Consider the following 23,286-nt stretch of genomic DNA (forward strand, 5'->3'; position numbering starts at 1 on the left):
TCACCAGCTAGGAGCCACCGGCCGGGAAACCGCGCACCTCGACCTCGGCCAGCGACAGCGGGTCGGCCGCCGACTCCAGCTGGACGCGGACGTGGCGGCCCTGGGTCCCCTCCGGTAGCTCGATCACCGACGGACGGCCCGCCGTACCGGCGACGTGCACAGCGGTCACGCCCGGCGCGGTGCGGGCCTCCTCCAGGGAGTCGGTGGTGATGGGCTCCGGGCTGACCATGACCCAGAAGTCGCTGAGCCGTGCGGCGCAGCAGTCGGTCCGGTTGTAGATCTCCACGGTCTCGATGTCCGCCTGGACCCCCAGGTCGACCTGCCACCAGGCCTGGTTCGACGGCTCGGCCGTGTGGGTGACCGAGTTGCCGCCGTAGACACCGTCCCGGTTGCCGTCGACGGCCCGCTCGGGCACGCCGTTCCAGGCCAGCGACACCTGCTCGGCGGGCTTGCCGCGGGACAGGTTGGGCACCGCGACGGTGACGGTGGCGTGTGCGGCAGTGGTGAGCCCGTCGGCCGTCGTGGTGGCGGACAGGTCGTACTCGGTCGAGGCCGCGCCGTCGGGGACGGTGAGGGCGACCGGCACGGTGTACGACTCACCGGGCTGGAGGCTCGGCAGATCGTGGGTGCTCGGCTCGACGGTCCACCCCTCCGGTGCGGCGATGGCCAGGTCGCCGGCCCCGGTGGGGTGCGACGACGGGTTCGTCACGGTCGCGCTGACGGTCGCGGACCCGCCGGCGGGGATCTCGCTCGGCGCGGCGAGGGTGGTGCGGGGGAGGGCGTCGACCCCTGGGGTCGAGATCGCGAAGACGAACGCGTGCTCGCTGCTGGTCGTCGCGGCACCCTCGGCCGGCATCCGGACCTCGACGGTGCCGTCGCCGGTCCGGCTCCACGACAGCGGTGTGCCGTCGGACCCGAGCAAGGTGACCCGGGTGTCGTCGCCGAACGGCAGGTCGCCGCCGAGCGTCAGGGTGTCGCCGGGCCACTCGAGCGCCGTCGCATACAGCGTGCCGTCCTTGACGGTGTAGCGGATCGGCACCGACGACGCCGGCTCCTCGGCCCGGTTGAAGTACGTGGTGCCGTAGATGGCCTCGCCGTTGACGTCCAGCCACGCGCCGATGTCGCGCAGCCGCTGCTCCTGCAGTTCGGGGATGGTGCCGTCGGCCTGCGGCCCGACGTTGAGCAGCAGGTTGCCGTTCTTGGACACGATGTCGGCGAGCGAGTCGACCAGCTCGTCGGAGGTGAGGTAGTCCTCGACCGGCTCGTTGCGGTTGTAGCCGTACGAGTGCGCGATGCCGCGGCTGGACTCCCACTTGTTCGGGTCGATGTCCGGCTTGACGGTGTACTCCGGCGTCTGGAAGTCCAGCTCCAGCGAGTCCAGCGCACCGGACTGGATCTTGCACCGGTTGGCGACGACGACGTCCTTCGGCTCCGGCCGGTTCTTCGCCCCGTTGTAGAAGTCGGCCAGCACCGGGGCGACCTGCCAGTAGCTGGCCGGCTTCTCCCACTGCCCGTCGCACCACAGGATGTCCGGGTCGTACTGGTCGATCAGCTCCCGCATCTGCGGCAGCATGTAGTCGCCGACGTAGTCAGCGACAGCCGGAGCCCCTGTGTAGGGCACCTCCGCCCCGGTGTAGGGGTTGCGGGCCGGCTGGCCGGTGTACGACGGGTTGAACCATTCGTAGAGCGAGTAGTAGAAGCCGGCTCTGAGGTCGGTGTGCTCACGGGCGGCGGCGAACAGCTCGCCGGCGAGGTCGCGGCCCGGCCCCAGGTTCACCGTGTCGCGTCCGCTGACCGGCGAATCGTAGAGCGCCACGCCTTCGTGGTGCTTGCTGGTGAGCACGAAGTAGTTCGCTCCGGCGTCCTCGAACAGCCGCACCCACGACTCGGGGTCGAAGTTCTCCGCCTGCCACTGACCGATGAAGTCGTCGTAGACGGCGTCCGCGCCGAAGGTGTCGCGGTGGTAGGTGTTGGTGGGGCTGCCGGGGTTGTTCTGGTAGTTCCAGTACCACTCGGCGTAGGAGCCGCGCGGGCCCCACGCCGGCACCGAGTAGGCGCCCCAGTGGATGAAGATGCCGAACTTGTCGTCGTGGAACCACTGCGGCGTCTCGTGGCTGTTGAGCGACGCGACCGTGGGCTCGAAGTCCCAGGCCGGCCGCTCGTACCCGGCGAAGTGGCCGGCCACCTGCTCGGCGCTCAGCGCCTCGTCCCAGGTGACCAGCTCGTCCAGATCGCCGACCAGCGAGGCCGAGGGGGTCCCGATCGAGCGCAACGGCAGCGGGATCGACGCGGCGACGGTGCCGACCCGCTGGCCGTCGGCGTACAGGGTGGTCTCGCCGGGCGTCGCGACCCAGGTCAGCTGGACCCAGCGCGCGGAGGGGAGGGTGAACTCGAAGGAGTGGTCGGCCACGCCGAACTCGGTGAAGCCGACCTTGCCGGTGCCGGCCTGCCGCAGCTTGAGCGCGCCGTCCTTCGACGCCAGCAACACCTGCTCCGGCGTGTCGGCGGAGAGATTGACCCACGTCGACACCGTCCACGGCTCGGCGACGTCCACCCCGCCGAACCCGACGCCGTCGCGGCGGTGGTCGAACCGGAACGCCTCCCCGGTGACGCCGTCCGGGACGACGGCGGGGTTGTTGATGATGTAGCTGGTCCCGGGCAGGTCGCCGGCGACGTCCTCGACCATGATCGTGTTGCCGGGGCTGCCCGCCCACGTCCAGCCGTCCGGGTACTCGGCGTCATCGAAGGTCCAGTGGTGGCTGGGCGCCCCGTCGTCGACGCGTGGGGTCTCCGGCCGCGGCCGCGTACCGACGGGGTCGGCCAGTGCCTCGACCCGGCGGGTGAAGTCGGCGACGGTGTCCGGCGCGGCCGAGCCGTTCCAGGCGCGGTCGGCCAGTGCTGCCCGGCCGAGCACCATGAGGTCCTCGAAATAGAGGTCGTCGGCCCAGAAGTTGTAGTCCGCCCAGCTGGGCATGCCGGAGCCGAGCATGTCCGGTGCGGTGCTCGGCGCCCAGGTCTCGTAGATCCAGGGCACGTCCGGGTAGAGGTTGTGGTAGTTGTTCGGAGTCAGGTAGAAGGGCCCGATGGCGATCTCGTCGTGGCCCGGGATCTCCGGCTCGGCGCTGTCGTTCTCCCAGGTCAGGTGCACGACGGAGGCGTTGACGTCCTGCCGGGGCGAGTCCATGTTCTCGATGCCGCTGAAGATCGCGGTGCGGGCACCGGTCGCGGTGACGGCCTCGTCCAGGCCGTTGATGTAGCGGCTGAGCATGTCGCCCAGCGTGTCCAGTTCCGGGTCCGCGGCGATGGCCTGCTGGACCTTCGGGCATGACGCGAGCTGCCCGGGCAGCTCGTCCGCGCCGATCGAGAACAGCGGCGCGTCGAACCAGCCGGCGAACTCCGTCACGATCTCCTTCGTCTTCTCCACCGCCGCGTCGCTGGTCATGTCGATGATCCAGTTCGCGGTCAGGTGCGAGTGGGTGTGCGCGCCGGTGCACGCGTTCTCACCGGAGCCCATGCCGATGCCGAATGTCTCGCTGAGGTGCGTCGCATGTCCCGGCACGTCGATGCCACCCATGATCTGGACGTGGTGCTGCGCGCCCAGCGCCTTGAGGCGCTCGATGTCGCCGCGGTCGTAGGAACTGTCCGGGTCGGCGAGCCCGGGGAAGCGCGGGCTGTCCAGCCGGAACCCTTCGGACTCGGACAGGTGCAGGAACAGCGTGTTGAGCTTCAGCTGGCCCATGCGCCGGACGAGGTCCTCCAGGTAGTCCATGGACCAGTACCGGCGGCCGGCGTCCAGCTGCACCATCCGGACTGCCTGAGTGGGGACGTCGGTCGCCGTGCCGGCCGCGACGTCGCGGTGTCCTGGGTCGGCCTCCAGCAGCTGCAGCAGGGTTCGCGACCCGTAGTAGAGACCGTTCGTGGTGGCCGCCTCGATGACGATCGTCCCGGCGGAGCTGTCCCACCGGTAGCCTTCGGCGCCGAGAGCGGGGTCGTCGACCAGCCGCACCAGGATGTCCCCCGGCCGTGGGTGCTTGACCGCCCGGGTGACGGGGAGCGTGAGCCCGGTGACCTCGGCCACCTCCGTCTGCAGCAGCGCGGCCAGGTCCTGCGTCGGCTGCGAGACCGGACCGGGGAACTCCGCCACACCGGCCGGCAGCATCGTCTCCGCGCGCGACGCCGGGTCGACGAGCAGCCGCGACCGGTCGTGGAGGCGGACCGAGCCGTCGGTGCCCGACCAGCCGACCGGGCGCGGGATGACCGCGTCGATGCCGGTGGGCGGGTCAGCCGCCGCTACGCCGGGGTCGAGCTCGGCGGAGGTGGCGCCGCTCGCGGACGTGGGCGGCGCCACGGCGGCCGCGGCCGCCAGGAGGGAGACCAGGGTGGTCGCGGCGGCGGCCAGCAGCCTCAGCCGGCGGCGGGGACCGTGCCGTCCGGTCCGACGGTGTCGGGCGGCGGGGCCAGTGGTCGGAGCTTTCTGCGGCATCTCGCGTCTCCTCGGGCTGCACGTGAGCGGACGGGGGAATGCGCTCCGGACAGCCCGACGTCGGGGTCTCAGCGCAGGCCGTTCGGGTGGCGCCCTGGGTCTCGTGATGCGCGAAACGGTGTGATCCGAGGCTAAATCGTGCAATACCCGACTGTCTAGGGTGAGGTCAGAGGAACTGACACGTCAGCGAAACCTGCCGATAGATCGGATGTATCAATCGGTGATGTGCGGCGAGGGGTCGCGATCCGCAACGCATCCTCTGGCCGTGTCGGGCGATGCGTGGCACGCGGGCGGTGAACCGCATCACACTTGTCATGACAGGACCGAGACGTCGTGACATGGCGCAGTTAGACTCGGCGCCGCCGCCCAGCGGGGGCGGAGCGACCGACAGCGCCGTCGGGAGTTGCGAAGGGTGGGACATCGCGTGCTGGTGGGCATACCGACCGAGGTCAAGAACAACGAGTACCGCGTGGCCATCACCCCGGCGGGGGTGCACGAGTTCGTGCGCAACGGGCACGAGGTGCTGGTGCAGGCCGGCGCGGGGCTCGGTTCGTCGGTGCGGGACGAGGAGTACCAGGCCGCCGGCGCGCGCATCGTGCCCGACGCCGACGCCGTCTGGGAGGCCGCCGAGCTGGTCTGCAAGGTGAAGGAGCCGGTGGCCGAGGAGTACCCGCGGCTGCGCAAGGGCCAGATGCTCTTCACGTACCTGCACCTGGCCGCCTCGCGGGAATGCACCGATGCCCTCGTCGAGTCGGGGACCACCGCCATCGCGTACGAGACCGTCGAGACCGCCGACGGCCACCTGCCGCTGCTCGCCCCGATGAGCGAGGTCGCCGGCCGGATGGCCACCCAGGTCGGAGCGCACGTCCTGGAACGCGCCCAAGGCGGCCGGGGCATCCTGCTCGGCGGCGTGCCGGGCGTGAAAGCGGCCCGAGTCGTCGTCATCGGCGCCGGCGTGGCCGGCATGAACGCCGCGGTCATCGCCATGGGGATGCAGGCCGACGTGTGGGTGCTGGACAAGAACGTCGCCAGGTTGCGCGACGTCGAGGAGCTCTACGGCGGGACCGCGCAGACCATCGCGTCCAACCTGTTCGAGATCGAGAACGCCGTCGTCGACGCCGACCTCGTCATCGGGGCCGTGCTGGTGCCCGGAGCCAAGGCGCCGAAACTGGTCTCCGACGACCTGGTGGCGCGGATGCGGCCGGGCAGCGTGCTCGTGGACATCGCGATCGACCAGGGCGGCTGCTTCGAGAGCTCACGGCCCACCACCCACGACGACCCGACGTACCGGGTCCACGAGTCCATCTTCTACTGCGTGGCCAACATGCCCGGAGCGGTGCCGCACACGTCGACGTACGCGCTGACCAACGTCACGCTGCCGTACGCGCTCGAGCTGGCCAACCGGGGCTGGCGCAACGCAGCCAAGGCCGACGCGGCGCTGGCCAAGGGCGTCAACGTGCACGACGGCGGCATCGTCTACCAGCCGGTCGCCGCCGCGCACGGCCTGCCCGTCACCCCGTTGGCGAGCGTGCTGAACTGAGCCGCCGCACCGCGCCGCCCGCACGCCGCCCGAGGAGCCGCCACCGAATGGACATCACCGAGACAGCGCTCGATCGCGCCGTCCGCGGCTATCTCGACCACCTCGCCGTCGAACGCGGCCTGGCGGCCAACACTCTCGCCTCCTACCGTCGCGACCTGCGCCGCTACGCCGAGTTCCTGCGCGAACGCGGCCGCGACGCACCGGACAAGGTCGAGGAGGCGGACGTGACGGCGTTCCTGCGCAGCCTGCGGGAAGGGCAGGAGGGTCGCGCGGCGCTGGGCGCCAGCTCCGCGGCTCGCACCGTCGTGGCCGTCCGTGGGCTGCACAGGTTCCTGCACCGCGAGGGCATGTCCGACGCCGACCCCGCCAGCGCAGTCCGGCCGCCCACCCCGCCGCGCCGGCTGCCCAAGGCCATCCCGCTGGCGCAGGTGGAGCGGCTGCTGGACGCGGCGTCCGTGGGCGAGGGGCCGCGGACCCTGCGCGACCGGGCGTTGCTGGAGGTGCTGTACGGGTGCGGGGCCCGCATCTCCGAGGCGGTCGGCCTGGACGTCGACGACCTCGACGCCGGCTCCGGCACCGTGCTGCTGCGCGGCAAGGGCGGCAAGGACCGCGTCGTCCCGCTCGGCAGTTACGCCTGGGAAGCCGTCGACGCGTACCTGGTGCGGGCGCGTCCGGCGCTGGTCGCGACCGGCCGGGACGCGCCTTCCAGTCGAGGACGGAGTGCGGCTGGCCGAGACGCGCCTTCCGGTCGAGGACGGGGAACGGCCGGCGCGGGTAACCCGGCGCTGTTCCTCAACGCCCGCGGCGGGCGGCTCTCGCGGCAGAGCGCGTGGGCGGTCCTGCGCACCGCCGCTGGCCGGGCGGGCCTCTCCACCACCGTCACCCCGCACACGCTGCGGCATTCGTTCGCCACCCACCTGCTCGAGGGCGGCGCCGACGTCCGGGTGGTCCAGGAACTCCTCGGACATGCCTCGGTCACCACCACGCAGGTGTACACGCTGGTGACGGTCGACCAGTTGCGCGAGGTCTATGTGGCCGCGCACCCGCGTGCCCGCAGCTCTGCGGCGCGGTAGCGCGGTAGGCTCGCGTGCCAGGACCAACCGGACACGACCAGCCGGACGAAGCGTAAAGGCCACACAACCATCGAGGAGCTCTGAGCAACGTGGCACCCTCGAACCCGGACGCCGCGGGCGTGCTGCCGTTCGACACCGAGCCCGAGCTCGATCTCGGACCCACGCGCCGTGTGCCGGTCGACTTCCCGAAGCCGCCGCAGCTGGACCGGCACGGTCCGGCCCGCATCGTGGCCATGTGCAACCAGAAGGGCGGCGTCGGGAAGACGACCACCACCATCAACCTGGGCGCCGCGCTGGCCGACTACGGCCGCCGGGTGCTGCTGGTCGACTTCGACCCCCAGGGTGCGCTGTCGGTTGGGCTCGGACTGGACGCGCACGACCTCGACCTGTCCATCTACAACGTGCTGATGGACCCGTCGCTGCGGGCCGCCGACATCCTGCAGAAGACGCCCATCGAGGGCATGGACCTGCTGCCGGCCAACATCGACCTGTCCGCGGCCGAGATCCAGCTGGTCACCGAGGTGGGCCGGGAGCAGGCGCTGGGTCGCATCCTGGCGCCGCTGGTGTCGGACTACGACATCATGCTGGTCGACTGCCAGCCGTCGCTGGGCCTGCTGACGGTCAACGCGCTGACCGCCGCCGACGGCGTCATCGTCCCGCTGGAGTGCGAGTACTTCGCGCTGCGCGGGGTGGCGCTGCTGCAGGAGACCATCCAGAAGGTCCGCGACCGGCTCAACCCGCGGTTGGAGATCGAGGGCCTGCTGGCCACCATGTACGACTCCCGGACGGTGCACGGCCGCGAGGTGCTGTCGCGGCTCATCGAGGCGTTCGGCGACAAGGTCTTCCACACGGTCATCGGCCGTACCGTCCGGTTCCCCGAGACCACCGTCGCCGGACTGCCCATCACCAGCTTCGCGCCGTCGTCGCGGGGGGCCTCGGCCTACCGCCAGCTCGCCCGTGAGGTCCTGGCGCGCTGGGATACGGCGCAGTCGTGAGCGACACCGCCACGTTGGTCGTCGAGCCGGAGCAGGACGAGGGCTCCGGCTTCGAGGTCCACCTCGCCAACTTCGAGGGGCCCTTCGACCTCCTGCTGACGCTCATCGCCAAGCACAAGCTCGACGTCACCGAGGTGGCGTTGTCCCAGGTCACCGACGAGTTCATCGCGTACATCAAGGACGCCGACTGGGACCTCGACGAGACCAGCGAGTTCCTCGTCGTCGCCGCCACCCTGCTCGACCTCAAGGCCGCCCGGCTGCTGCCCAGCGGCGAGGTCGAGGACGAGGACGACCTCGCCCTGCTCGAAGCGCGCGATCTGCTGTTCGCGCGGCTGCTGCAGTACAAGGCGTACAAGGAGGTCGCGGGTGTCCTCGCGGCCCGGCTGGCCGACGAGTCGCTGCGGTATCCGCGCGCGGTCGGGCTGGAAGAGCGCTATTCCGACCTGCTGCCCGAGGTCGTCATCGGCATCACCCCGCAGGAGCTGGCCCAGCTGGCCGCGAAGGTGCTCACCCCGAAGGTGCCGCCCACGGTCGGCCTGACCCACCTGCACCAGCCCAGCGTCAGCGTGCGCGAGGAAGCGGTGGTCGTCGTCGATCGGCTGCGCCGCTCCCGCGTGCTCACCTTCCGTGCGCTGGCGTCGGACTGCCCGACCACCTTGCACGTGGTGGCCCGCTTCCTGTCGCTGCTGGAGCTGTACCGCGAGAAGGCGGTCGCGTTCGAGCAGGTGACCGCGCTGGGCGAGCTGACGGTGCGCTGGACCGGCGACGACGATGACGAGGTCACGGTCGGCGCGGAGTTCGATGAGGGCGACGAAGCGCCCGTCGCGGAGGATGCGGTCCATGACTGACCACACCGGTGCCGGGGCGGAGTCCGCTTCCGCGCACGGCGACGAGCCGACGCTGCGGGCGTCGGTCGAGGCGATTCTGCTCGTGGTGGACGAGCCCATCGACGTCGTCACCCTCGCCCAGGTGCTGGAGGAGCCGCGCGACGACGTCGCGGCCGTCCTGCGCGAGCTGGCCGAGGAATACGGCGCGCCAGGTCGCGGCTTCGAGCTGCGTGAGGTCGGCGGCGGCTGGCGGTTCTACACGCATGCCGCATGCGCGCCCGTCGTCGAACGGTTCGTGCTGGACGGCCAGCACGCCAAGCTCAGCCAGGCCGCGCTCGAGACGCTCGCCGTCGTCGCCTACCGGCAGCCGGTCAGCCGGGCGCGGGTGTCCGCCATCCGCGCCGTGAACTGCGACGGCGTCATGCGCACCCTCACCGCCCGGGGATTGGTCGTCGACGCCGGTGTCGATCCGGAAACCGGCGCGACGCTGTACCGCACCACGCCCTACTTCCTGGAACGCCTCGGCATGGCCTCGCTCGACGAGCTGCCGCCGCTGGCGCCGTACCTGCCCGACCCCGACGCGATCGAGGACCGTGACACCGAACATGCCTGACGACGAACCCCAGGGAATCCGGCTGCAGAAGGTCCTGGCCGCGGCCGGCGTGGGCAGCCGCCGCGCCAGCGAGGCCCTGATCGCCGCCGGCCGGGTCGAGGTCGACGGCAAGGTGGTGCGCACCCTCGGCACCCGCGTCGACCCCGCCCGCGCGGTCATCAAGGTCGACGGCTCCCGCATCACCACCGCCGAGGCCGGGCTCGTGTACCTCGCGCTGAACAAGCCCACCGGCGTGGTCAGCACCATGAACGACCCCGAGGGCCGGCCCGACCTGACCGGCTACGTGCTCGGCCGCAAGGAGCGGCTCTTCCACGTCGGCCGGCTCGACGCCGACACCGAGGGCCTGATCCTGCTCACCAACGACGGCGAGCTGGCCCACCGGCTGGCCCACCCGTCGTACGAGGTGCTGAAGACGTACGTGGCCGAGGTGCCCGGGCCGATCGCGCCGTCCCTCGGCAGGCAGCTGCGCGCCGGTATCGACCTCGACGACGGCCCGGTCCGCGTCGACGGGTTCCGCGTCGTCGGCCGCTCCGGCACCCGGGTCATGGTCGAGGTCATCCTGCACGAGGGCCGCAAGCACGTCGTGCGCCGGCTGCTCGACGCCGTCGGGCACCCGGTGAAGCGGCTGGTCCGCACCCACCTCGGCCCGGTCGCCATGGGCGAGCTGCGGCCCGGCAACACCAGGAAACTGACCCCCGAGGAAGTCGCCGCCCTCTACCGCGACGTCGGCCTCTAGAGCTGCTGCGCGAGCAGGCTGCTCGGCGTCGACGGCTGGGTCACCAGGCGTCTTCCCGCTTCGGCAGGCAAGCATTCCTGGTGAAGCGAGTACACCCATGCCGGACGTGATCATTTGGGGGGATCGTGGACGGGCGGGGGCGGGTGGTCCGGGCGGCCCGGGATGAGCGGGTACGGTGCTCACCGTGACTGTGCGTGCGATACGCGGCGCCACCCAGCTCGATGCCGACGAGGCCGGGCATCTGCTGGAGCGGACCGCCGAGCTGATGACCGAGGTCCTGGACCGCAACGACCTGACGCCGGACGACGTCATCAGCATCTTCCTGACCGCCACCCCGGACCTGAGCTCGGCCTTCCCGGCCGCGGCCGTGCGCAACCTCGGGATCACCGACGTGCCGATGATGTGCGCGCAGGAGATCGGGGTGAAAGGTGCGCTGCCGCGCGTGGTGCGGCTGATGGCGCACGTCGAGAGTGACCGCCCGCGCTCGGGCATCCGGCACGTCTACCTGCACGGCACGACGGTGCTGCGCGACGACCTCGCGGGGGACCGCTGAGGTGACCGTCCGGGAGCCGCTGGACGACGGCGGAGTGCTCGTGGTGGGCACCGGGCTGGTCGGCACCTCCGTCGGGCTCGCGCTCGCCCGGAGCGGTGTCGACGTCCGGCTACGAGACGCGCGGCCCGAGGTGCTGGCCGAGGCGGTGCGGCTGGGTGCCGGCCGGCCCGCTGAGGCCGGCGACCCGCCGGCCGCGCTCGCCGTCGTCGCCGTCCCCCCGGAGGCCGTCGCCGCCGTCGTCGCCGATGTGCTGGCGTCCGGGGCCGCCGCCTACGCGACCGACGTCGCCAGCGTGAAGGTCCTGCCGACCACGCAGGTGCGCGAACGCGTCCCGGATCCGGGCCGGTACGTGGGCAGCCATCCGATGGCCGGGCGCGAGATCTCCGGCCCGAGCGCGGCGCTGGCCGACCTGTTCGAGGGCCGGCCCTGGGTCATCTGCGCCGACGACGGCACCCACCAGCAGGCGGTCACCCGGGTGCTCGCGCTGGCCCGGCTGGTCGGTGCCACCCCGATCACGATGACGGCGGCCGAGCACGACGCCGGTGTGGCGCTAGTGTCGCACACGCCGCACGTGGTGGCCGCACTGATGGCGGCCCGGCTCGCCGGCGCGCCGGGGCACGAGGTCCGGCTGGCCGGTCCCGGCATCACCGACGTGACCCGCATCGCCGGCGGCGACCCCGCATTGTGGACGGAGATCCTGACCGCTAACGCCGCCGCCGTCCGCGACGTGCTCGGCGGCCTGCGCGCCGACCTGGACCGTGTCATGGTCGCGCTGGAGGCGCCGGTGGAGCGGCAGCCGGTGCTGCGCGACGTGCTGCGCGACGGCGTCGACGGCCGTGCCCGGCTACCCGGCAAGCACGGCGCCGCGCACACCGAGTTCGCCACCGTCGTCGTCACCGTCGACGACCGCCCCGGCCAGCTGGCGCGGCTGTTCGCCGACGCCGGCGCGGCCGGTGTCAACGTCGAGGACGTGCGCATCGAGCACAGCCCAGGACAGCCGCTCGGGCTGGTGGAGCTGGACGTGCGGCCCGGCGCCGACGACGAGCTGGCCGCGTCGCTGCGTGAGCGCGGGTGGACGATCCGCGGGTGAATGCGCGGGGCGCCGAAGCTCGCCGGTAACCTTCTCGTCGTGCCTGTTCCCTCCGCTGACACCGCCTCCACCCCGGCCCGCGAGAACCTGGTCGTCGCCATCGACGGACCGTCCGGATCGGGGAAGTCCACGGTCGCACGGCGGGTGGCCGCCGCGCTGGGCCTGCGCTATCTCGACACCGGCGCGATGTACCGGGCGGTCACCTGGTGGGCGCTGGAGCAGGGCGTCGACCTCGCCGACACCGAGCGGGTGGCGCAGCTGGCCCAGGACATCCCGCTGACCATGGGGGAGGACCCGGCCGAGCCGACGGTCGTCGTCGGCGGCACCGATATCGGTGCGGCCATCCGCACCAGTGACATCTCCGCCGTCGTCAGCGCCGTCGCCACCAACCTCGGAGTCCGGGCCGAGCTCGTGGCCCGGCAGCAGGCGGTCGCGCGCGCCGGCGGCGTCGTCATCGAGGGCCGCGACATCACCACCGTCGTCGCCCCGGACGCCCCGGTGCGGGTGCTGCTGATCGCGGACGAGGCGGTCCGGCTGGCCCGCCGCGCCCGCGAGGTGCACGGCACAGACGACTCCGTCGCCGTCGATGCCACCCGCGACCAGGTGGTGCGCCGCGACGCCGACGACTCCACCGTCGCCAGCTTCCACGAGGCCGCCGACGGCGTTGACGTCGTCGACTCGTCACTGCTCTCGCTGGACGAGACCGTGGACGCGGTGCTGGCACTGGTCGAGAAGCGCACCGGGGTGCGGGCATGAGCGATGGCCCAGCCGACCTGCCAACCCACGCCGGCGCGGCGGCGGGCCGCTACATGGCCAGCGTGCTGGCCCGCCTGCTGTACCGGGTGCGGGTGACCGGCGGGCAGAACGTGCCGCTTCGGGGCCCGGTCATCCTGGCACCCAACCACACCGGCTTCCTTGACGCGCCGTTACTGATGGGCACCTGCCCGCGGCCCGTGCACACCTTGGCGAAGAAGGAGCTGTTCCGCGGCCCACTCGGGTGGGTGCTGCACGGCGTCGGGCAGATCCCGCTCGACCGCGACGACCCCAGCCGCGGCTTGGTCAAGGCCGGCCTCGGGGTGCTGCAGGCCGGCCGCGTGCTGGTGGTTTTCCCCGAGGGCACCCGCGGCGCCGGCGATTTCGCGGAGCTGCGCACCGGGCTGGCGTGGTTCGCGCTGCGGTCCGGCGCACCGGTCGTGCCGGTCGTGTTCTCCGGAACCGGCAGCCGGGGACGTACCCTGGGATCGATGCCCGGACTGCGGTCCCGGGTCGAGGTAGTCTTCGGCCGCCCGGTCACGCTCCCGACCGGAGGCGGACGCACGCGCTCGGCCCTCGACGCGGCGACCGAGCAGCTGCGCGAGGCGCTGGTGGCGCACCGTGAGGCCGTGGCGTCCCGATCCGAGGAGAAACAGTGAGTGAGCAGTCGGCGGCCGACGCCGCCCAGGTGCCGGCCGACGCCGACGTCGACATCGACGGTGTCGCCGAGTACACGCCGGTGGTGGCCGTGGTCGGCCGGCCGAACGTCGGCAAGTCGACGCTCGTCAACCGCATCCTCGGCCGCCGCGAGGCGGTCGTCGAGGATGTGCCGGGCGTCACCCGCGACCGGGTCGCCTACGACGCCTCGTGGGCCGGCCGGTCGTTCACGCTGCTCGACACCGGTGGCTGGGACCCCGAGGCGAAGGGCATGGCCGCGCGTATCACCGCCCAGGCCGAGATCGGGATGGCCGCCGCCGACGTCGTCATGTTCGTCGTCGACTCCACGGTGGGCGCCACCGACACCGACGAGGCCGTCGCCAAGCTGCTGCGCCGCTCCGGCAAGCCGATCATCCTGGTGGCGAACAAGGTCGACGGGCCCAGCGGCGAATCCGACGCCACGGTGCTGTGGAACCTCGCGCTCGGCGAGCCGTTCCCGGTGTCGGCGTTGCACGGGCGGGGGAGCGGCGACCTGCTCGATGCCGTCGTGGCCGCGCTGCCCACCGCGCCGCCGGAGTCGTTCGACGACGCCGAGGGCGGCCCGCGCCGCGTCGCGCTCGTCGGCAAACCCAACGTCGGCAAGTCCAGCCTGCTGAACCAGCTGGCGGGCGAGGACCGCGTCGTCGTCGACTCCGTCGCCGGTACCACCGTCGACCCGATCGACGAGTTCATCGAACTGGGCGGCCGCTCGTGGCGGTTCATCGACACCGCGGGCATCCGGCGCCGGGTCAACGAGGCGTCCGGCGCGGAGTACTTCGCGTCGCTGCGTACTGCGTCCGCGCTGGAGCGGGCCGAGGTGGCCGTCGTGCTGATCGACGCCAACGAGCCGCTGGCCGAGCAGGATCTGCGGATCATCTCGATGGTGGTCGACGCCGGCCGGGCCCTGGTGCTCGCGTTCAACAAGTGGGATCTGCTCGACGACGAACGCCGCGAGCAGCTGGAGCGCGAGATCGACCGGCAGCTGATCCGGGTCACGTGGGCGCCACGCATCAACGTCTCCGCGCGCACCGGCTGGCACACTGACCGGCTGGTCAGGGCGCTGGACACCTCGCTCGAAGGCTGGGGGCAGCGCATCCCCACCGGCCGGCTGAACTCGTTCCTCGGCCAGCTGGTGGCCGCGCACCCGCACCCTGTGCGCGGCGGTAAGCAGCCGCGCATCATGTTCGCCACCCAGGCCGACACCCGCCCGCCGCGGTTCGTGCTGTTCACCACCGGCTTCCTCGAGGCCTCGTACCGGCGGTTCGTCGAGCGGCGGCTGCGCGAGGAGTTCGGCTTCGAGGGCACGCCGATGGAGATCTCGATGAAGGTGCGGGAGAAGCGCTCGCGCTCGTAACACGCCCGCCCGCCCGGAGTGGGCGGCTGCGCTAGCGGCGCCGGGGCCGCAGGGTTACCCGTCGGCGAAGGCGAGACCGCGCGCGGCCAGTTCCCCGCCCAGGATGCGGATCGCCTTGGGCCCGATGCCGTGGATGGCCAGGAGTTCCGTGGCCGGCACCCGGGTCAGCTGCTCGTACGTCGTGTAGCCGTTGAGCGCCAGTTCGCGCGTGGCGACCTTGCCGATGCCATGGGGGAACTCCGTCGGCGGCGCGGCGTCGGGTGTCGTCATGCTCCGGTCCTCCTGCGTGGGCTCGCGGCTGCTCGTGCGGCTCATGGTAGGGACCGCCACCGACACTCTCCGGGACTCGTTTTGCGGCCGCAACTTCTTCGGTGCTACGGTTCATTACTCAAGTAACGAACCTAGGAACCGAAGGGGGTGCGCATGTTCGACGACCGGAGCCCGATCTACCACCAGATCGCGGAGGCCATCAAGAACGACATCCTCAGCGGCGCGTTGGGAGCTGACGAGCAGGTGATGTCCACGAACCAGTACGCGGCGTACTACCGGATCAACCCGGCCACCGCCGCCAAGGGCTTCCAGCAGTTGGTCGACGAAGGCGTCCTCTACAAGCGGCGAGGCATCGGCATGTTCGTCAGCCCGGACGCCCGACAGGCGCTGCTGGGTCAGCGTCGCGAGCGGTTCTTCGCCGACGTCGTCGAGCCGATGGTCGCCGAGGCGCGGGTCATCGGCATCCCGCTGGAGGACGTCGTCGAGCGCATCCAGGCGATGAAAGGCGGTGAGCCGGCGTGAGCATCGGCATCGGCATCGACATCACGGGCCTGACGGTCCGGTATCCCCCCGACGTCACCGCGATCGACGGCCTCGACCTGCGGCTGGAGGGCGGCAAGATCTACGGGCTGCTCGGGCGCAACGGGTCGGGCAAGACCACCCTGCTGTCGCAGATCGCGGCGTTCCGGCGGGTCCGCGAGGGCCAGGTCCTCATCGACGGCGAGGTCCCGTTCGAGAACGAACGGATCACCCAGCAGATCTGCTTCATCCGCGAGTCCGGCGACGTCGTCGCCGACAGCGACGCGGTCGCCAACATCATGCGCCGGAACGCGCTGCTGCGGCCGAACTGGGACGCGGAGCTGGCGGAGCGCCTGATGGAGCGGTTCCAGCTCACGGGCCGGCGCCGGGTGAGCAAGCTGTCGCGCGGCCAGCGTTCGGCGGTCGGCATCACCATCGGCATGGCCAGCCGTGCCCCGCTCACCATGTTCGACGAGTCGTATCTCGGCATGGACGCGCCGTCGCGCTACGCCTTCTACGACGCGCTGCTCGAGGACTACATGGAACATCCGCGCACCATCATCCTGTCCACGCACCTCATCGAGGAGGTCGCGCAGTTGTTCGAGGAGGTCGTCATCATCGACCAGGGCCGCCTCATCGCGCACGAGGACACCGAGACGCTACGGATGCGCGGCGCCGCCGTCATCGGCCCGGCCGAGGCGGTCGACGACTTCACCGCCGGCATGACGGTGCTCGGTGAGCAGCGCCTGGGGGGCACGAAGTCCGTCACCGTCTACGGCGAGATCGGCAACGACGCCCGCCGCGTCGCCGCCGACTGGGGGCTGGAGCTGTCGCCGGTAGCTCTGCAGGACCTCTTCGTCCACCTCACGAAGGGAGGCTCGGCATGAGCGCGTCCACGACCGTGCTCCAGCGGACGCGGGTCGTCGCCCGGGACATCGGGCACGGCTTCCGGTGGACGGTGTTCTGGTTCGTCCTGATCATCCTCGTGGCGTTCGCGGTGATCGGCGTCCTCGTCGTGGCGTACCGGGACCCGGGTTCCGTGGACAGCGTGTGGGAGAACTCGCAGTACGCGACGCGGTACTTCCCGCTCTCCCTCGGCATCATGCTGACCGGTATCTACCTACCGGTCGCGGTCGCGTCCGGGCTGACCCGGCGGACCTTCGGCTACGCCGCCATGATCGTGGTGGTCGGCATCTCCGGTGTCATGGCGCTGATGGAGGCGGTCGGGTACCTGGTGGAGTACTGGGCCTTTCAGCTCGCCGGCGATGCGCCCACCTACACGACCCCGCACCTGTTCGACCACGGCTACCAGTTCTGGGTCGTGATTCCGGAGGTCTGGATCGTCGTCGCCGGCAATGTCGCCTGCGGCTGGCTGATCGGCTCGGCCTACTACCGCTTCGGCTGGTTCGGCCCGACTCTCGCCCTGCCGCTGCTGCTGATCCCGCTGCTCGCCGTCGAGGCGCTCATGGCGGTCGGCTGGGCCGGCGCCGCTCTGGATGCCATGGGTCTCGGGCGACCGCCCACCTGGCTGGCGATCACGTCGTCGCTGGTGGTCCTGGCGGTCACCCTGGCCGGGATCCAGCGGTTCGTGCGCACCACCGACATCCGCCCGCAGAAAGCCTGACGGCACCTCCACTCCCAGCTTCGAAAGGACATCGCCATGCCGGTCATCGAGGTGACCAACCTGCACAAGCGCTACGGATCCACCGTCGCGGTCGACGACGTCTCGTTCAGCGTCGAGGAAGGCGAGATCTTCGGCATCCTCGGCCCGAACGGCGCCGGCAAGACCACCACGGTCGAGTGCATCGAAGGGCTGCGCAAGCCCGACGGCGGTTCCGTCACCGTCCTCGGCCTCGACCCGATCGGCGAGCGCCGAAAGGTCCGCGAACTCGTCGGCGCCCAGTTGCAGGAGAGCGAGCTGCCGGACAACATCACCGTCGCCGAGGCGCTGGACCTGTACGCGTCGTTCTACGAGAACCCGGCCGACCCGGCGGCGCTGCTGGCCGACCTCGGGCTGACGGAGAAGCGCGGCACCCGGTTCGAGAAGCTCTCCGGCGGGCAGAAGCAGCGGCTGTCGATCGCCCTGGCGCTGGTCGGCAACCCGAAGATCGCCGTGCTGGACGAGCTGACCACCGGCCTGGACCCGCAGGCCCGCCGCGACACCTGGCAGCTGGTCGAGAACGTCCGCGACCGCGGCGTCACCATCGTGCTCGTCACCCACTTCATGGACGAGGCCGAGCGGCTGTGCGACCGGCTGGCCCTGATCGACGGTGGCCGCGTGGCCGCGATCGACAGTCCGGCCGGCCTGATCGGGCGGGTCGCCAGCGAGCAGACGCTGCGCTTCCGCCCGTCGGCGCCGCTGGACGAGCGCGTGCTCGCCGACCTGCCGGACGTCACCGAGGTGGCTCGCGACGGTGCGCACGTCGTCGTCACCGGCACCGGCAACCTGCCCTACACCGTCATCACCGCGCTGGCCGCGCACGACGTCGTCGCCGCCGAGCTGCGGATGGACCAGGCGAGCCTCGAGGACGCGTTCGTCGCGCTCACCGGCCGCGCGCTGGACCCCGAGCCCGCCTGACCCCGTCTCCCCGGGAGGAGAACTCCGCATGTCCACGCTCACCAAGATCACCAACGTCGAGTACAAGCTCTTCCTCCGCGACACCACCTCGGCCGTCATGGCGTTCGCGCTGCCGATCGGCCTGATGGTGGTGTTCGGATCGATCGGCATGGGGCAGGACGACGGCGGCGGCGACAACAACGTCAGCGAGGCGTTCCTGCCGGTGATGGCGCTCTCGCTGTCGATCGCGCTGCTCGCGCTCAGCGTCCTGCCGACCGTTCTGGCCACCTACCGCGAGAAGGGGATCCTGCGCCGGCTGTCCACGACACCGGTGCATCCGGGCAACGTGCTGGCAGCCCAGTTGCTGGTCAACCTGGCCGCCGCCGTCGTCGCCGCGGTCCTGGTGCTGGTGCTCGCCGCGGCGGCCTTCGACCTCGGCACCCCCGGCAACGCGGCGGGCTTCCTCGTCGCGTTCGTCCTGACCTCCAGCGCCCTGTTCGGTCTCGGCCTGCTGGTGGCGGCGCTCGCCCCGACCGGTAAGGCGGCGACGTCGCTCGGCATGCTGCTGTTCTTCCCGAGCATGTTCTTCGCCGGCGTCTGGACCCCGGGCGACCTGATGCCGTCGTGGGCTCGGCCGGTGCGCGACGTCAGCCCGCTCGGCGCCGGCATGGAGGCGATGCAGAAGGCCTGGGACGGCGGCTGGCCCGACACGACCAACCTGCTCGCCCTGGTGGTGGCGACGCTGGTGACCGGCGCCCTCGCGGCCAAGGTGTTCCGCTGGGAGTGAGTGTTCCGGCTGAGTGGGCTGTGCTCGTCTGATCAGACGACGTCGGCCAGCTGGGCGGTCGTTGCCGGGAGCGGAGGCGCCGGCAACGACCGCTGTGTGTCGGCGAGCGCCCGGACGCCACGCACCAGTTCGTCCGCGCCCAGGGAGAACGGGACCCGCAGGAACCGCTCGAACGCGCCGTCGGTGCCGAACCGCGGCCCAGCGATGATGTTCACCCCTCGGGTGAGGCCGAACAGCGCCAGAGCCGAACTGATGGGCGCGCCCAGACCCACCCACAGCGAGGCGCCGCCGTCGGGGGTCGGTACCTCCCACCTGGGCAGGTGCTCCTTCAGCTGCGCCACCAGGATGTCGCGCTGGTGGCGCAACTGGGCGGTGCGCTGCCCGATCAGCGCCGGATACTCGTCGAACACCTCCAGCGCGACCAGTTGCTCCAACTCAGGGGTGCCGAGGTCACCGGCATAGCGGGCGCTGTGCAGCGACCGCAGCACGTCGGCGTCGGCGCGGATCCAGCCGATGCGCAGGCCGCCCCACACGCTCTTGCCCAACGACCCGAGCGTCACGATGCTCGGATGGCCGTGCGCCTCGGCGCGGGCCGCGAGCGGGACGTCGGTCCAACCGCGCTCGAGATCGAGGTCGGCGGTCGTCTCGTCGACGACGATGACGGTGCCGGTGCGCCGCACGGCCCGCAGCACCTCGTCGCGCTGGTCCGGCGGCATGGACGCGCCGGTCGGGTTCTGGAAGTCCGGCACCAGGTATGCCAAGGCCGGGCGGACCCGCTCCAACGTGGCGCGCAGGTGGTCGACGTCCCAGCCCCGCGTCGTCACCGGCGTGGTCACCAGCCGCCCACCCGCAACCTGGAACGCCTCGAGCGCGTGCGGGTAGGTCGGCGACTCCACGAGCACCCGGTCGGCCGGGCGGATCAACGTCCGCGCCACCAGCGCGATGGCGTGCTGCGCGCCGAGCGTGACCATGATCTGATCAGCACTGGTGGGCAGCCCGCGGTCGGCGTAGTGCCGCGCGATCCGCTCCCGCAGGTCGGGGCTGCCGACCAGGTCGTACCCCGTCCTCGTCAACACCGCGCCGATCCTGCTCGCCGCGCGCTGGACGATCGCCTCCATCTCCGGGGCGGGCGCGGGGGCAGCGCGCGCGAGGTCGACGACGCGATCGAGCGGCCCGGTGTGCGTGGGTGGTGCCGCGGCCGGCGGCAGCGTGGTGGCGCTGCCCGAGCCGCGGATGCTGACCAGGTGACCGGAATCGCGCAGCCGCCGATACGCCGACACGATGGTGGTCCGGCTGCGCCCCAGGGTCTCCGCCAGCTCCCGCTCCGCCGGCAGCCGTGTCCCCGTCGGGATGCGCCCGTCGATGATGAGCAGCCGGAGCCGGTCCGCGAGCGCCTCGTACGCACTCTGGCCGCCGGTGTCCCACGTGCCGAGGAGGTCGTTCAACGTGCGTGGACCGATGCGACCGCGGATGACTGGAGGCTGCATCAGTCCACTATTCCACGATTGGCATCTTGGCTTCCAGAGTGGACTGCTGTGAAATGAGTCCAGAGGGCGTCCGTGTCGTGGGTGCCGTGTCGGGGATGGGGGTGACCGGTCGTGTCGATCGTCATTGTTGGTGTCCTGGTGGCGGCCATGGTCGCCGTGGTGATCATGGCCGGGTTGGTGGTGCGCCGCGACCTGACCGGACCACAGCCCGTCCGCCCGACCTACAACAGCCGCCACCCTTCCCCGTAGGAACCGGAAACGATCACGTTGCGTTGGGGGCTTCCCGCTCCACCAGGGATGCTTGCCCCGGGGAGCGGGAAGACGCCTGGAGGAGTGTCGCGGCTCGCGTCCCAGGCAGTGGAGCCCTGAACGGACACCGGCCGCGAAGGCGCTACACTATTCACGCCTCGCCGGGAACGGTGGAGCAAGCCACGGGCTGTGGCGCAGCTTGGTAGCGCACTTGACTGGGGGTCAAGGGGTCGCAGGTTCAAATCCTGTCAGCCCGACTCAACCACGAACCCTCGTTGACACAGGTCAACGGGGGTTTTCTCTTGCCGCATCACCTCCCTTGATGATCGTCAGCCTAGGCCGCGACGGACCAGATCCGGCCACCAGGACGAGAACGACTCGCCGGCTCGTCACGCTTGGCTTCGTTGAGCACCAGGACGAGGGCCGCGACGCTGTTCTTGATCGTCGAGCGGCCGAGGCCCTGCTCTTCCCACTCGTCGATGACGCGGTAGATCAGTCCGGCCGTGATCAGATACTCGTCGGCGCTGACCCGTTTCGCCGACTCCCAATACGCGCGGGTCTGAGGCTCGATCTCCCCGTCCGCCGGCTCCCTGCTCAGCTTGCGGCACCAGTAGCCGATGATCCACCTGCAGAACGCGCGATAATGGGTGCCCAGCGCATCACCGTAGGCGGGGTGGTCGAGCCCGTCAGGCGAGGCTTCCTCGACGGTGTGTCCGAGTTCCTCCAGCAGTTGGGCCGCCTTGCCCCCGCGGCGGTCTCCCACGCCGGGTCGACGTGTTGAACTACGGCCGGCAAGGATGTTCGCTGGCGCTGTGGCCGACCACCAACGGGCTCACGTTGAGCTATCTGGCCTGGCCCGTGGCGCGTTTCGACGAGTTCCGCGGTGACCTCGAGAGCAACTCCGGCGGACCTTCGACGCGATCGGCGTTGGCGAGCGGCTACGAGCGGAACCATTCCGCGGCAGCCCCGACCTGCCCGCCTACTTCCGTACGCCATACGGGCCGGGATGGGCACTGGTCGGCGACGCCGGGCTGGCGATGGACCCCATCACCGGGCGCGGCAACAGTGACGCGCTTTCGCGATGCCGAGTTGCTCGCGTACGCCGTCGCCTCGGGCCTCCGCGGGGAGCGTCGGCTCGACAAGGCCTTTGCCAAGTATCACAAGGAACGCGACCGCGCCACCACGCCGATGGATGACTTCACCGCACAGCTCGCCCAGCTGGAGGCACCCAGCAAGGGCGAGAACTCGCTGTTCCAGGCGTTGTCGCAGACCCAGGAGGACACCAGCTTCTTCCTCGGCGTCCTCACCGGCGCGGTCCCGATCCAGCAGCTCATGTCGCCGCGCACCGTCATCCGGCTGATCGGCATCCGCGGGCTGGCGCAACTGATCGCCGGGCAGGCGCGCAGGGACAGGTCGAGCCACGACGCCGCGGCAGCTGCGCCCGTCCAGCGGTCACCGCACTGACGCAGTGTGGCGCAGAGGGTGCCGCAGGCCCTGGCTGGCGGCCGCTAGCTCAAATCTGGCGCCTCTTCAGGTGACAGCACCAGACGACAAGGAGACATCGATGACCGCGCAGATGACTGTGGACCCGGCTCAGATCGAAGAGCTGATGGGCAAGCTACTGAACGACCTGGCGGCCACCGCCGGGTTGCAGATGACCCACATCGGCATCAAGACCGGTCTGTGGAAGGCGATGTCCGGTGGCGGGTGGCTCACCCCTGCGGACGTCTCCACCCGGTCGGGCGTCGCGCAGCCGTACGCCCGGGAATGGCTCAAGCACCAGGCCGCCTCGGGGTACGTCGACTACGACCCGCAGACCGGCAGGTTCGCACTACCACCGGCGGCTGCCGCGGTCCTGGCCGACGACGTGCAGTCCGGGATCGTCGGCGGCTTCGCCAGCATGCTCACTGCGATGGCAGGCGACAACACCATGGTCGAGGAGGCCTTCCGCTCCGGCGGGGGTGTCGGCTGGCACCAGCGGTCGGCCCAGCACTGGCACGGCATGGACCTCGCCACCCGCGCCGAGGTGGTCCCGGCACTGGTGTCCGAGTGGATCCCCGCGCTCGACGGCGTCGCGGACAAGCTGCGCACCGGTGCGTCGGTGGCCGACATCGGCTGCGGGTACGGCGCACCGTTGATCGGCCTCGCCCAGGCCTACCCGAACTCGCGGTGCACCGGGTTCGACTACCACGACGCCTCGATCGCGCAGGCCCGCAAGGCCGCCGCAGCCGCCGGCGTGGCCGACCGGGTGATGTTCGATGTCGCCGACGCCGCCGCCTACCCGGGCGCGAGGTACGACCTCGTGCTGTTCGTCGACACGTTCCACGACCTCGGCGACCCGCTCGGGGCACTGCGCCACACCCGCGAAGCACTCGCCGAGGATGGCGCGGTGCTGCTGGTGGAGTTCGCCGCTGCCGACCGGCTGGAGGACAACCTGACCCCGATGGGCAGGCTGTTCTACGCGTCCTCCGCACTGGTCTGCACCCCCAACGCCCTCTCGCAAGGCGCCGCGGACCCGCTCGGCACCGCGCCCGGTCCTGCCCGGCTGACTGAGGTCGCGCGGGAGGCTGGATTCACCAGCATCAGCCGAGTCGATGTCGAGGCCCCGTTCAACCTGCTCCTCGAACTGCGGGGCTGACCCTCGTCACGTCGGCGGCTGCACTGGCCAATCTTCCCGGCACACGCGCCTAAGGAGGACAATCAC

23 protein-coding genes and 1 tRNA gene are annotated in these 23,286 nt (G+C 71.2%); 20 read left to right on the top strand and 4 right to left on the bottom strand.

The window, feature by feature from the left end; translation table 11 throughout:
- Positions 1 to 7: 7 nt before the first annotated feature.
- Positions 8 to 4,483: an alpha-L-fucosidase gene (locus tag JIAGA_RS33785; RefSeq protein ID WP_084469623.1), complete on the bottom strand. Its 4,476-nt coding sequence runs from the start codon at positions 4,481 to 4,483 to the stop codon at positions 8 to 10.
- A 424-nt stretch (positions 4,484 to 4,907) separates the two neighbouring features.
- Between JIAGA_RS33785 and ald the strand changes: the two genes are divergently transcribed.
- The 11 genes from ald to der all read left to right on the top strand — a co-directional run bounded on the left by ald (position 4,908) and on the right by der (position 14,713).
- Positions 4,908 to 6,023, top strand: coding sequence for an alanine dehydrogenase (gene ald, locus JIAGA_RS0111530; RefSeq protein ID WP_026875775.1), 1,116 nt, complete (start codon positions 4,908 to 4,910; stop codon positions 6,021 to 6,023).
- Positions 6,024 to 6,070: 47 nt separating this feature from the next.
- Positions 6,071 to 7,096 carry a site-specific tyrosine recombinase XerD gene (locus tag JIAGA_RS0111535; protein ID WP_026875776.1) on the top strand — a complete coding sequence of 342 codons (1,026 nt, stop codon included), beginning with the start codon at positions 6,071 to 6,073 and terminating at the stop codon, positions 7,094 to 7,096.
- A 122-nt stretch (positions 7,097 to 7,218) separates the two neighbouring features.
- Positions 7,219 to 8,091 (top strand): ParA family protein, encoded by an 873-nt coding sequence (locus tag JIAGA_RS29205; protein WP_425402784.1) that lies wholly within the window; start codon positions 7,219 to 7,221, stop codon positions 8,089 to 8,091.
- Complete coding sequence (locus JIAGA_RS29210; protein WP_084469624.1) at positions 8,088 to 8,939, top strand: segregation and condensation protein A; 852 nt, start codon at positions 8,088 to 8,090, stop codon at positions 8,937 to 8,939. The genes JIAGA_RS29205 and JIAGA_RS29210 overlap by 4 nt, the downstream gene beginning before the upstream one ends.
- Positions 8,932 to 9,531 carry an SMC-Scp complex subunit ScpB gene (gene scpB, locus JIAGA_RS0111550; protein WP_026875777.1) on the top strand — a complete coding sequence of 200 codons (600 nt, stop codon included), beginning with the start codon at positions 8,932 to 8,934 and terminating at the stop codon, positions 9,529 to 9,531. The genes JIAGA_RS29210 and scpB overlap by 8 nt, the downstream gene beginning before the upstream one ends.
- On the top strand, positions 9,524 to 10,267 hold the full coding sequence (locus JIAGA_RS0111555; RefSeq protein WP_035812426.1) for a pseudouridine synthase: 744 nt from the start codon (positions 9,524 to 9,526) through the stop codon (positions 10,265 to 10,267). The genes scpB and JIAGA_RS0111555 overlap by 8 nt, the downstream gene beginning before the upstream one ends.
- 184 nt (positions 10,268 to 10,451) lie before the next feature.
- Positions 10,452 to 10,820 (top strand): chorismate mutase, encoded by a 369-nt coding sequence (gene aroH / locus JIAGA_RS0111560; protein WP_026875779.1) that lies wholly within the window; start codon positions 10,452 to 10,454, stop codon positions 10,818 to 10,820.
- A gap of 1 nt (position 10,821) precedes the next feature.
- Positions 10,822 to 11,910: a prephenate dehydrogenase gene (locus tag JIAGA_RS0111565; RefSeq protein ID WP_211239615.1), complete on the top strand. Its 1,089-nt coding sequence runs from the start codon at positions 10,822 to 10,824 to the stop codon at positions 11,908 to 11,910.
- A gap of 39 nt (positions 11,911 to 11,949) precedes the next feature.
- A complete protein-coding gene (gene cmk, locus JIAGA_RS0111570; RefSeq protein ID WP_026875781.1) occupies positions 11,950 to 12,666 on the top strand; it encodes a (d)CMP kinase in 717 nt (238 codons plus the stop codon).
- Complete coding sequence (locus tag JIAGA_RS0111575; RefSeq protein WP_026875782.1) at positions 12,663 to 13,322, top strand: lysophospholipid acyltransferase family protein; 660 nt, start codon at positions 12,663 to 12,665, stop codon at positions 13,320 to 13,322. Before cmk ends, JIAGA_RS0111575 begins: the two co-directional genes overlap by 4 nt.
- Before the next feature lie 29 nt (positions 13,323 to 13,351).
- Positions 13,352 to 14,713 carry a ribosome biogenesis GTPase Der gene (gene der, locus JIAGA_RS29215; RefSeq protein ID WP_035814008.1) on the top strand — a complete coding sequence of 454 codons (1,362 nt, stop codon included), beginning with the start codon at positions 13,352 to 13,354 and terminating at the stop codon, positions 14,711 to 14,713.
- Between the two features lie 54 nt (positions 14,714 to 14,767).
- On the opposite strand, the gene JIAGA_RS0111585 is transcribed toward der, so the two are convergent.
- Positions 14,768 to 14,983, bottom strand: a complete 216-nt coding sequence (locus tag JIAGA_RS0111585) for a helix-hairpin-helix domain-containing protein (protein WP_026875783.1) — start codon at positions 14,981 to 14,983, stop codon at positions 14,768 to 14,770.
- Positions 14,984 to 15,136: 153 nt separating this feature from the next.
- Here JIAGA_RS0111585 and JIAGA_RS0111590 point away from each other — a divergent pair, with 153 nt between their 5' ends.
- Genes JIAGA_RS0111590 through JIAGA_RS0111610 form a run of 5 tightly spaced genes read left to right on the top strand, consistent with a single transcriptional unit; the run spans position 15,137 to position 18,846 of the window.
- Complete coding sequence (locus tag JIAGA_RS0111590; RefSeq protein ID WP_026875784.1) at positions 15,137 to 15,505, top strand: GntR family transcriptional regulator; 369 nt, start codon at positions 15,137 to 15,139, stop codon at positions 15,503 to 15,505.
- The gene (locus JIAGA_RS0111595; RefSeq protein WP_026875785.1) at positions 15,502 to 16,389 is read left to right on the top strand and encodes an ATP-binding cassette domain-containing protein; all 888 of its coding nucleotides are present in this window, start codon (positions 15,502 to 15,504) and stop codon (positions 16,387 to 16,389) included. Before JIAGA_RS0111590 ends, JIAGA_RS0111595 begins: the two co-directional genes overlap by 4 nt.
- Positions 16,386 to 17,126, top strand: a complete 741-nt coding sequence (locus JIAGA_RS0111600) for a hypothetical protein (RefSeq protein WP_026875786.1) — start codon at positions 16,386 to 16,388, stop codon at positions 17,124 to 17,126. The genes JIAGA_RS0111595 and JIAGA_RS0111600 overlap by 4 nt, the downstream gene beginning before the upstream one ends.
- A gap of 36 nt (positions 17,127 to 17,162) precedes the next feature.
- Entirely contained in the window at positions 17,163 to 18,080 is a 918-nt protein-coding gene (locus JIAGA_RS0111605; RefSeq protein ID WP_026875787.1) for an ABC transporter ATP-binding protein, read from the top strand.
- 28 nt (positions 18,081 to 18,108) lie between these two features.
- A complete protein-coding gene (locus JIAGA_RS0111610; protein ID WP_026875788.1) occupies positions 18,109 to 18,846 on the top strand; it encodes an ABC transporter permease in 738 nt (245 codons plus the stop codon).
- 32 nt (positions 18,847 to 18,878) lie between these two features.
- Here JIAGA_RS0111610 and yczR read toward each other — a convergent pair whose 3' ends face one another.
- A complete protein-coding gene (gene yczR / locus JIAGA_RS0111615) occupies positions 18,879 to 20,333 on the bottom strand; it encodes a MocR-like transcription factor YczR (protein ID WP_051425984.1) in 1,455 nt (484 codons plus the stop codon).
- Positions 20,334 to 20,444: 111 nt separating this feature from the next.
- On the opposite strand from yczR, the gene JIAGA_RS34510 reads away from it, so the two are divergent.
- Together JIAGA_RS34510 and JIAGA_RS0111625 are read left to right on the top strand one after the other, a co-directional pair.
- Positions 20,445 to 20,582 carry a hypothetical protein gene (locus JIAGA_RS34510; protein WP_157553018.1) on the top strand — a complete coding sequence of 46 codons (138 nt, stop codon included), beginning with the start codon at positions 20,445 to 20,447 and terminating at the stop codon, positions 20,580 to 20,582.
- 183 nt (positions 20,583 to 20,765) lie between these two features.
- Positions 20,766 to 20,839 (top strand) — tRNA-Pro (locus tag JIAGA_RS0111625).
- A 77-nt stretch (positions 20,840 to 20,916) separates the two neighbouring features.
- On the opposite strand, the gene JIAGA_RS0111630 is transcribed toward JIAGA_RS0111625, so the two are convergent.
- Positions 20,917 to 21,345 (bottom strand): hypothetical protein, encoded by a 429-nt coding sequence (locus JIAGA_RS0111630; RefSeq protein ID WP_026875790.1) that lies wholly within the window; start codon positions 21,343 to 21,345, stop codon positions 20,917 to 20,919.
- An 11-nt stretch (positions 21,346 to 21,356) separates the two neighbouring features.
- Here JIAGA_RS0111630 and JIAGA_RS34515 point away from each other — a divergent pair, with 11 nt between their 5' ends.
- Both JIAGA_RS34515 and JIAGA_RS0111640 read left to right on the top strand, forming a co-directional pair.
- Positions 21,357 to 22,046: a hypothetical protein gene (locus JIAGA_RS34515; RefSeq protein WP_157553021.1), complete on the top strand. Its 690-nt coding sequence runs from the start codon at positions 21,357 to 21,359 to the stop codon at positions 22,044 to 22,046.
- A gap of 100 nt (positions 22,047 to 22,146) precedes the next feature.
- Positions 22,147 to 23,220, top strand: coding sequence for a class I SAM-dependent methyltransferase (locus JIAGA_RS0111640; RefSeq protein WP_051425985.1), 1,074 nt, complete (start codon positions 22,147 to 22,149; stop codon positions 23,218 to 23,220).
- Positions 23,221 to 23,286 lie beyond the last annotated feature (66 nt).

The organism is Jiangella gansuensis DSM 44835, from assembly GCF_000515395.1.
GTDB lineage: Bacteria > Actinomycetota > Actinomycetes > Jiangellales > Jiangellaceae > Jiangella > Jiangella gansuensis.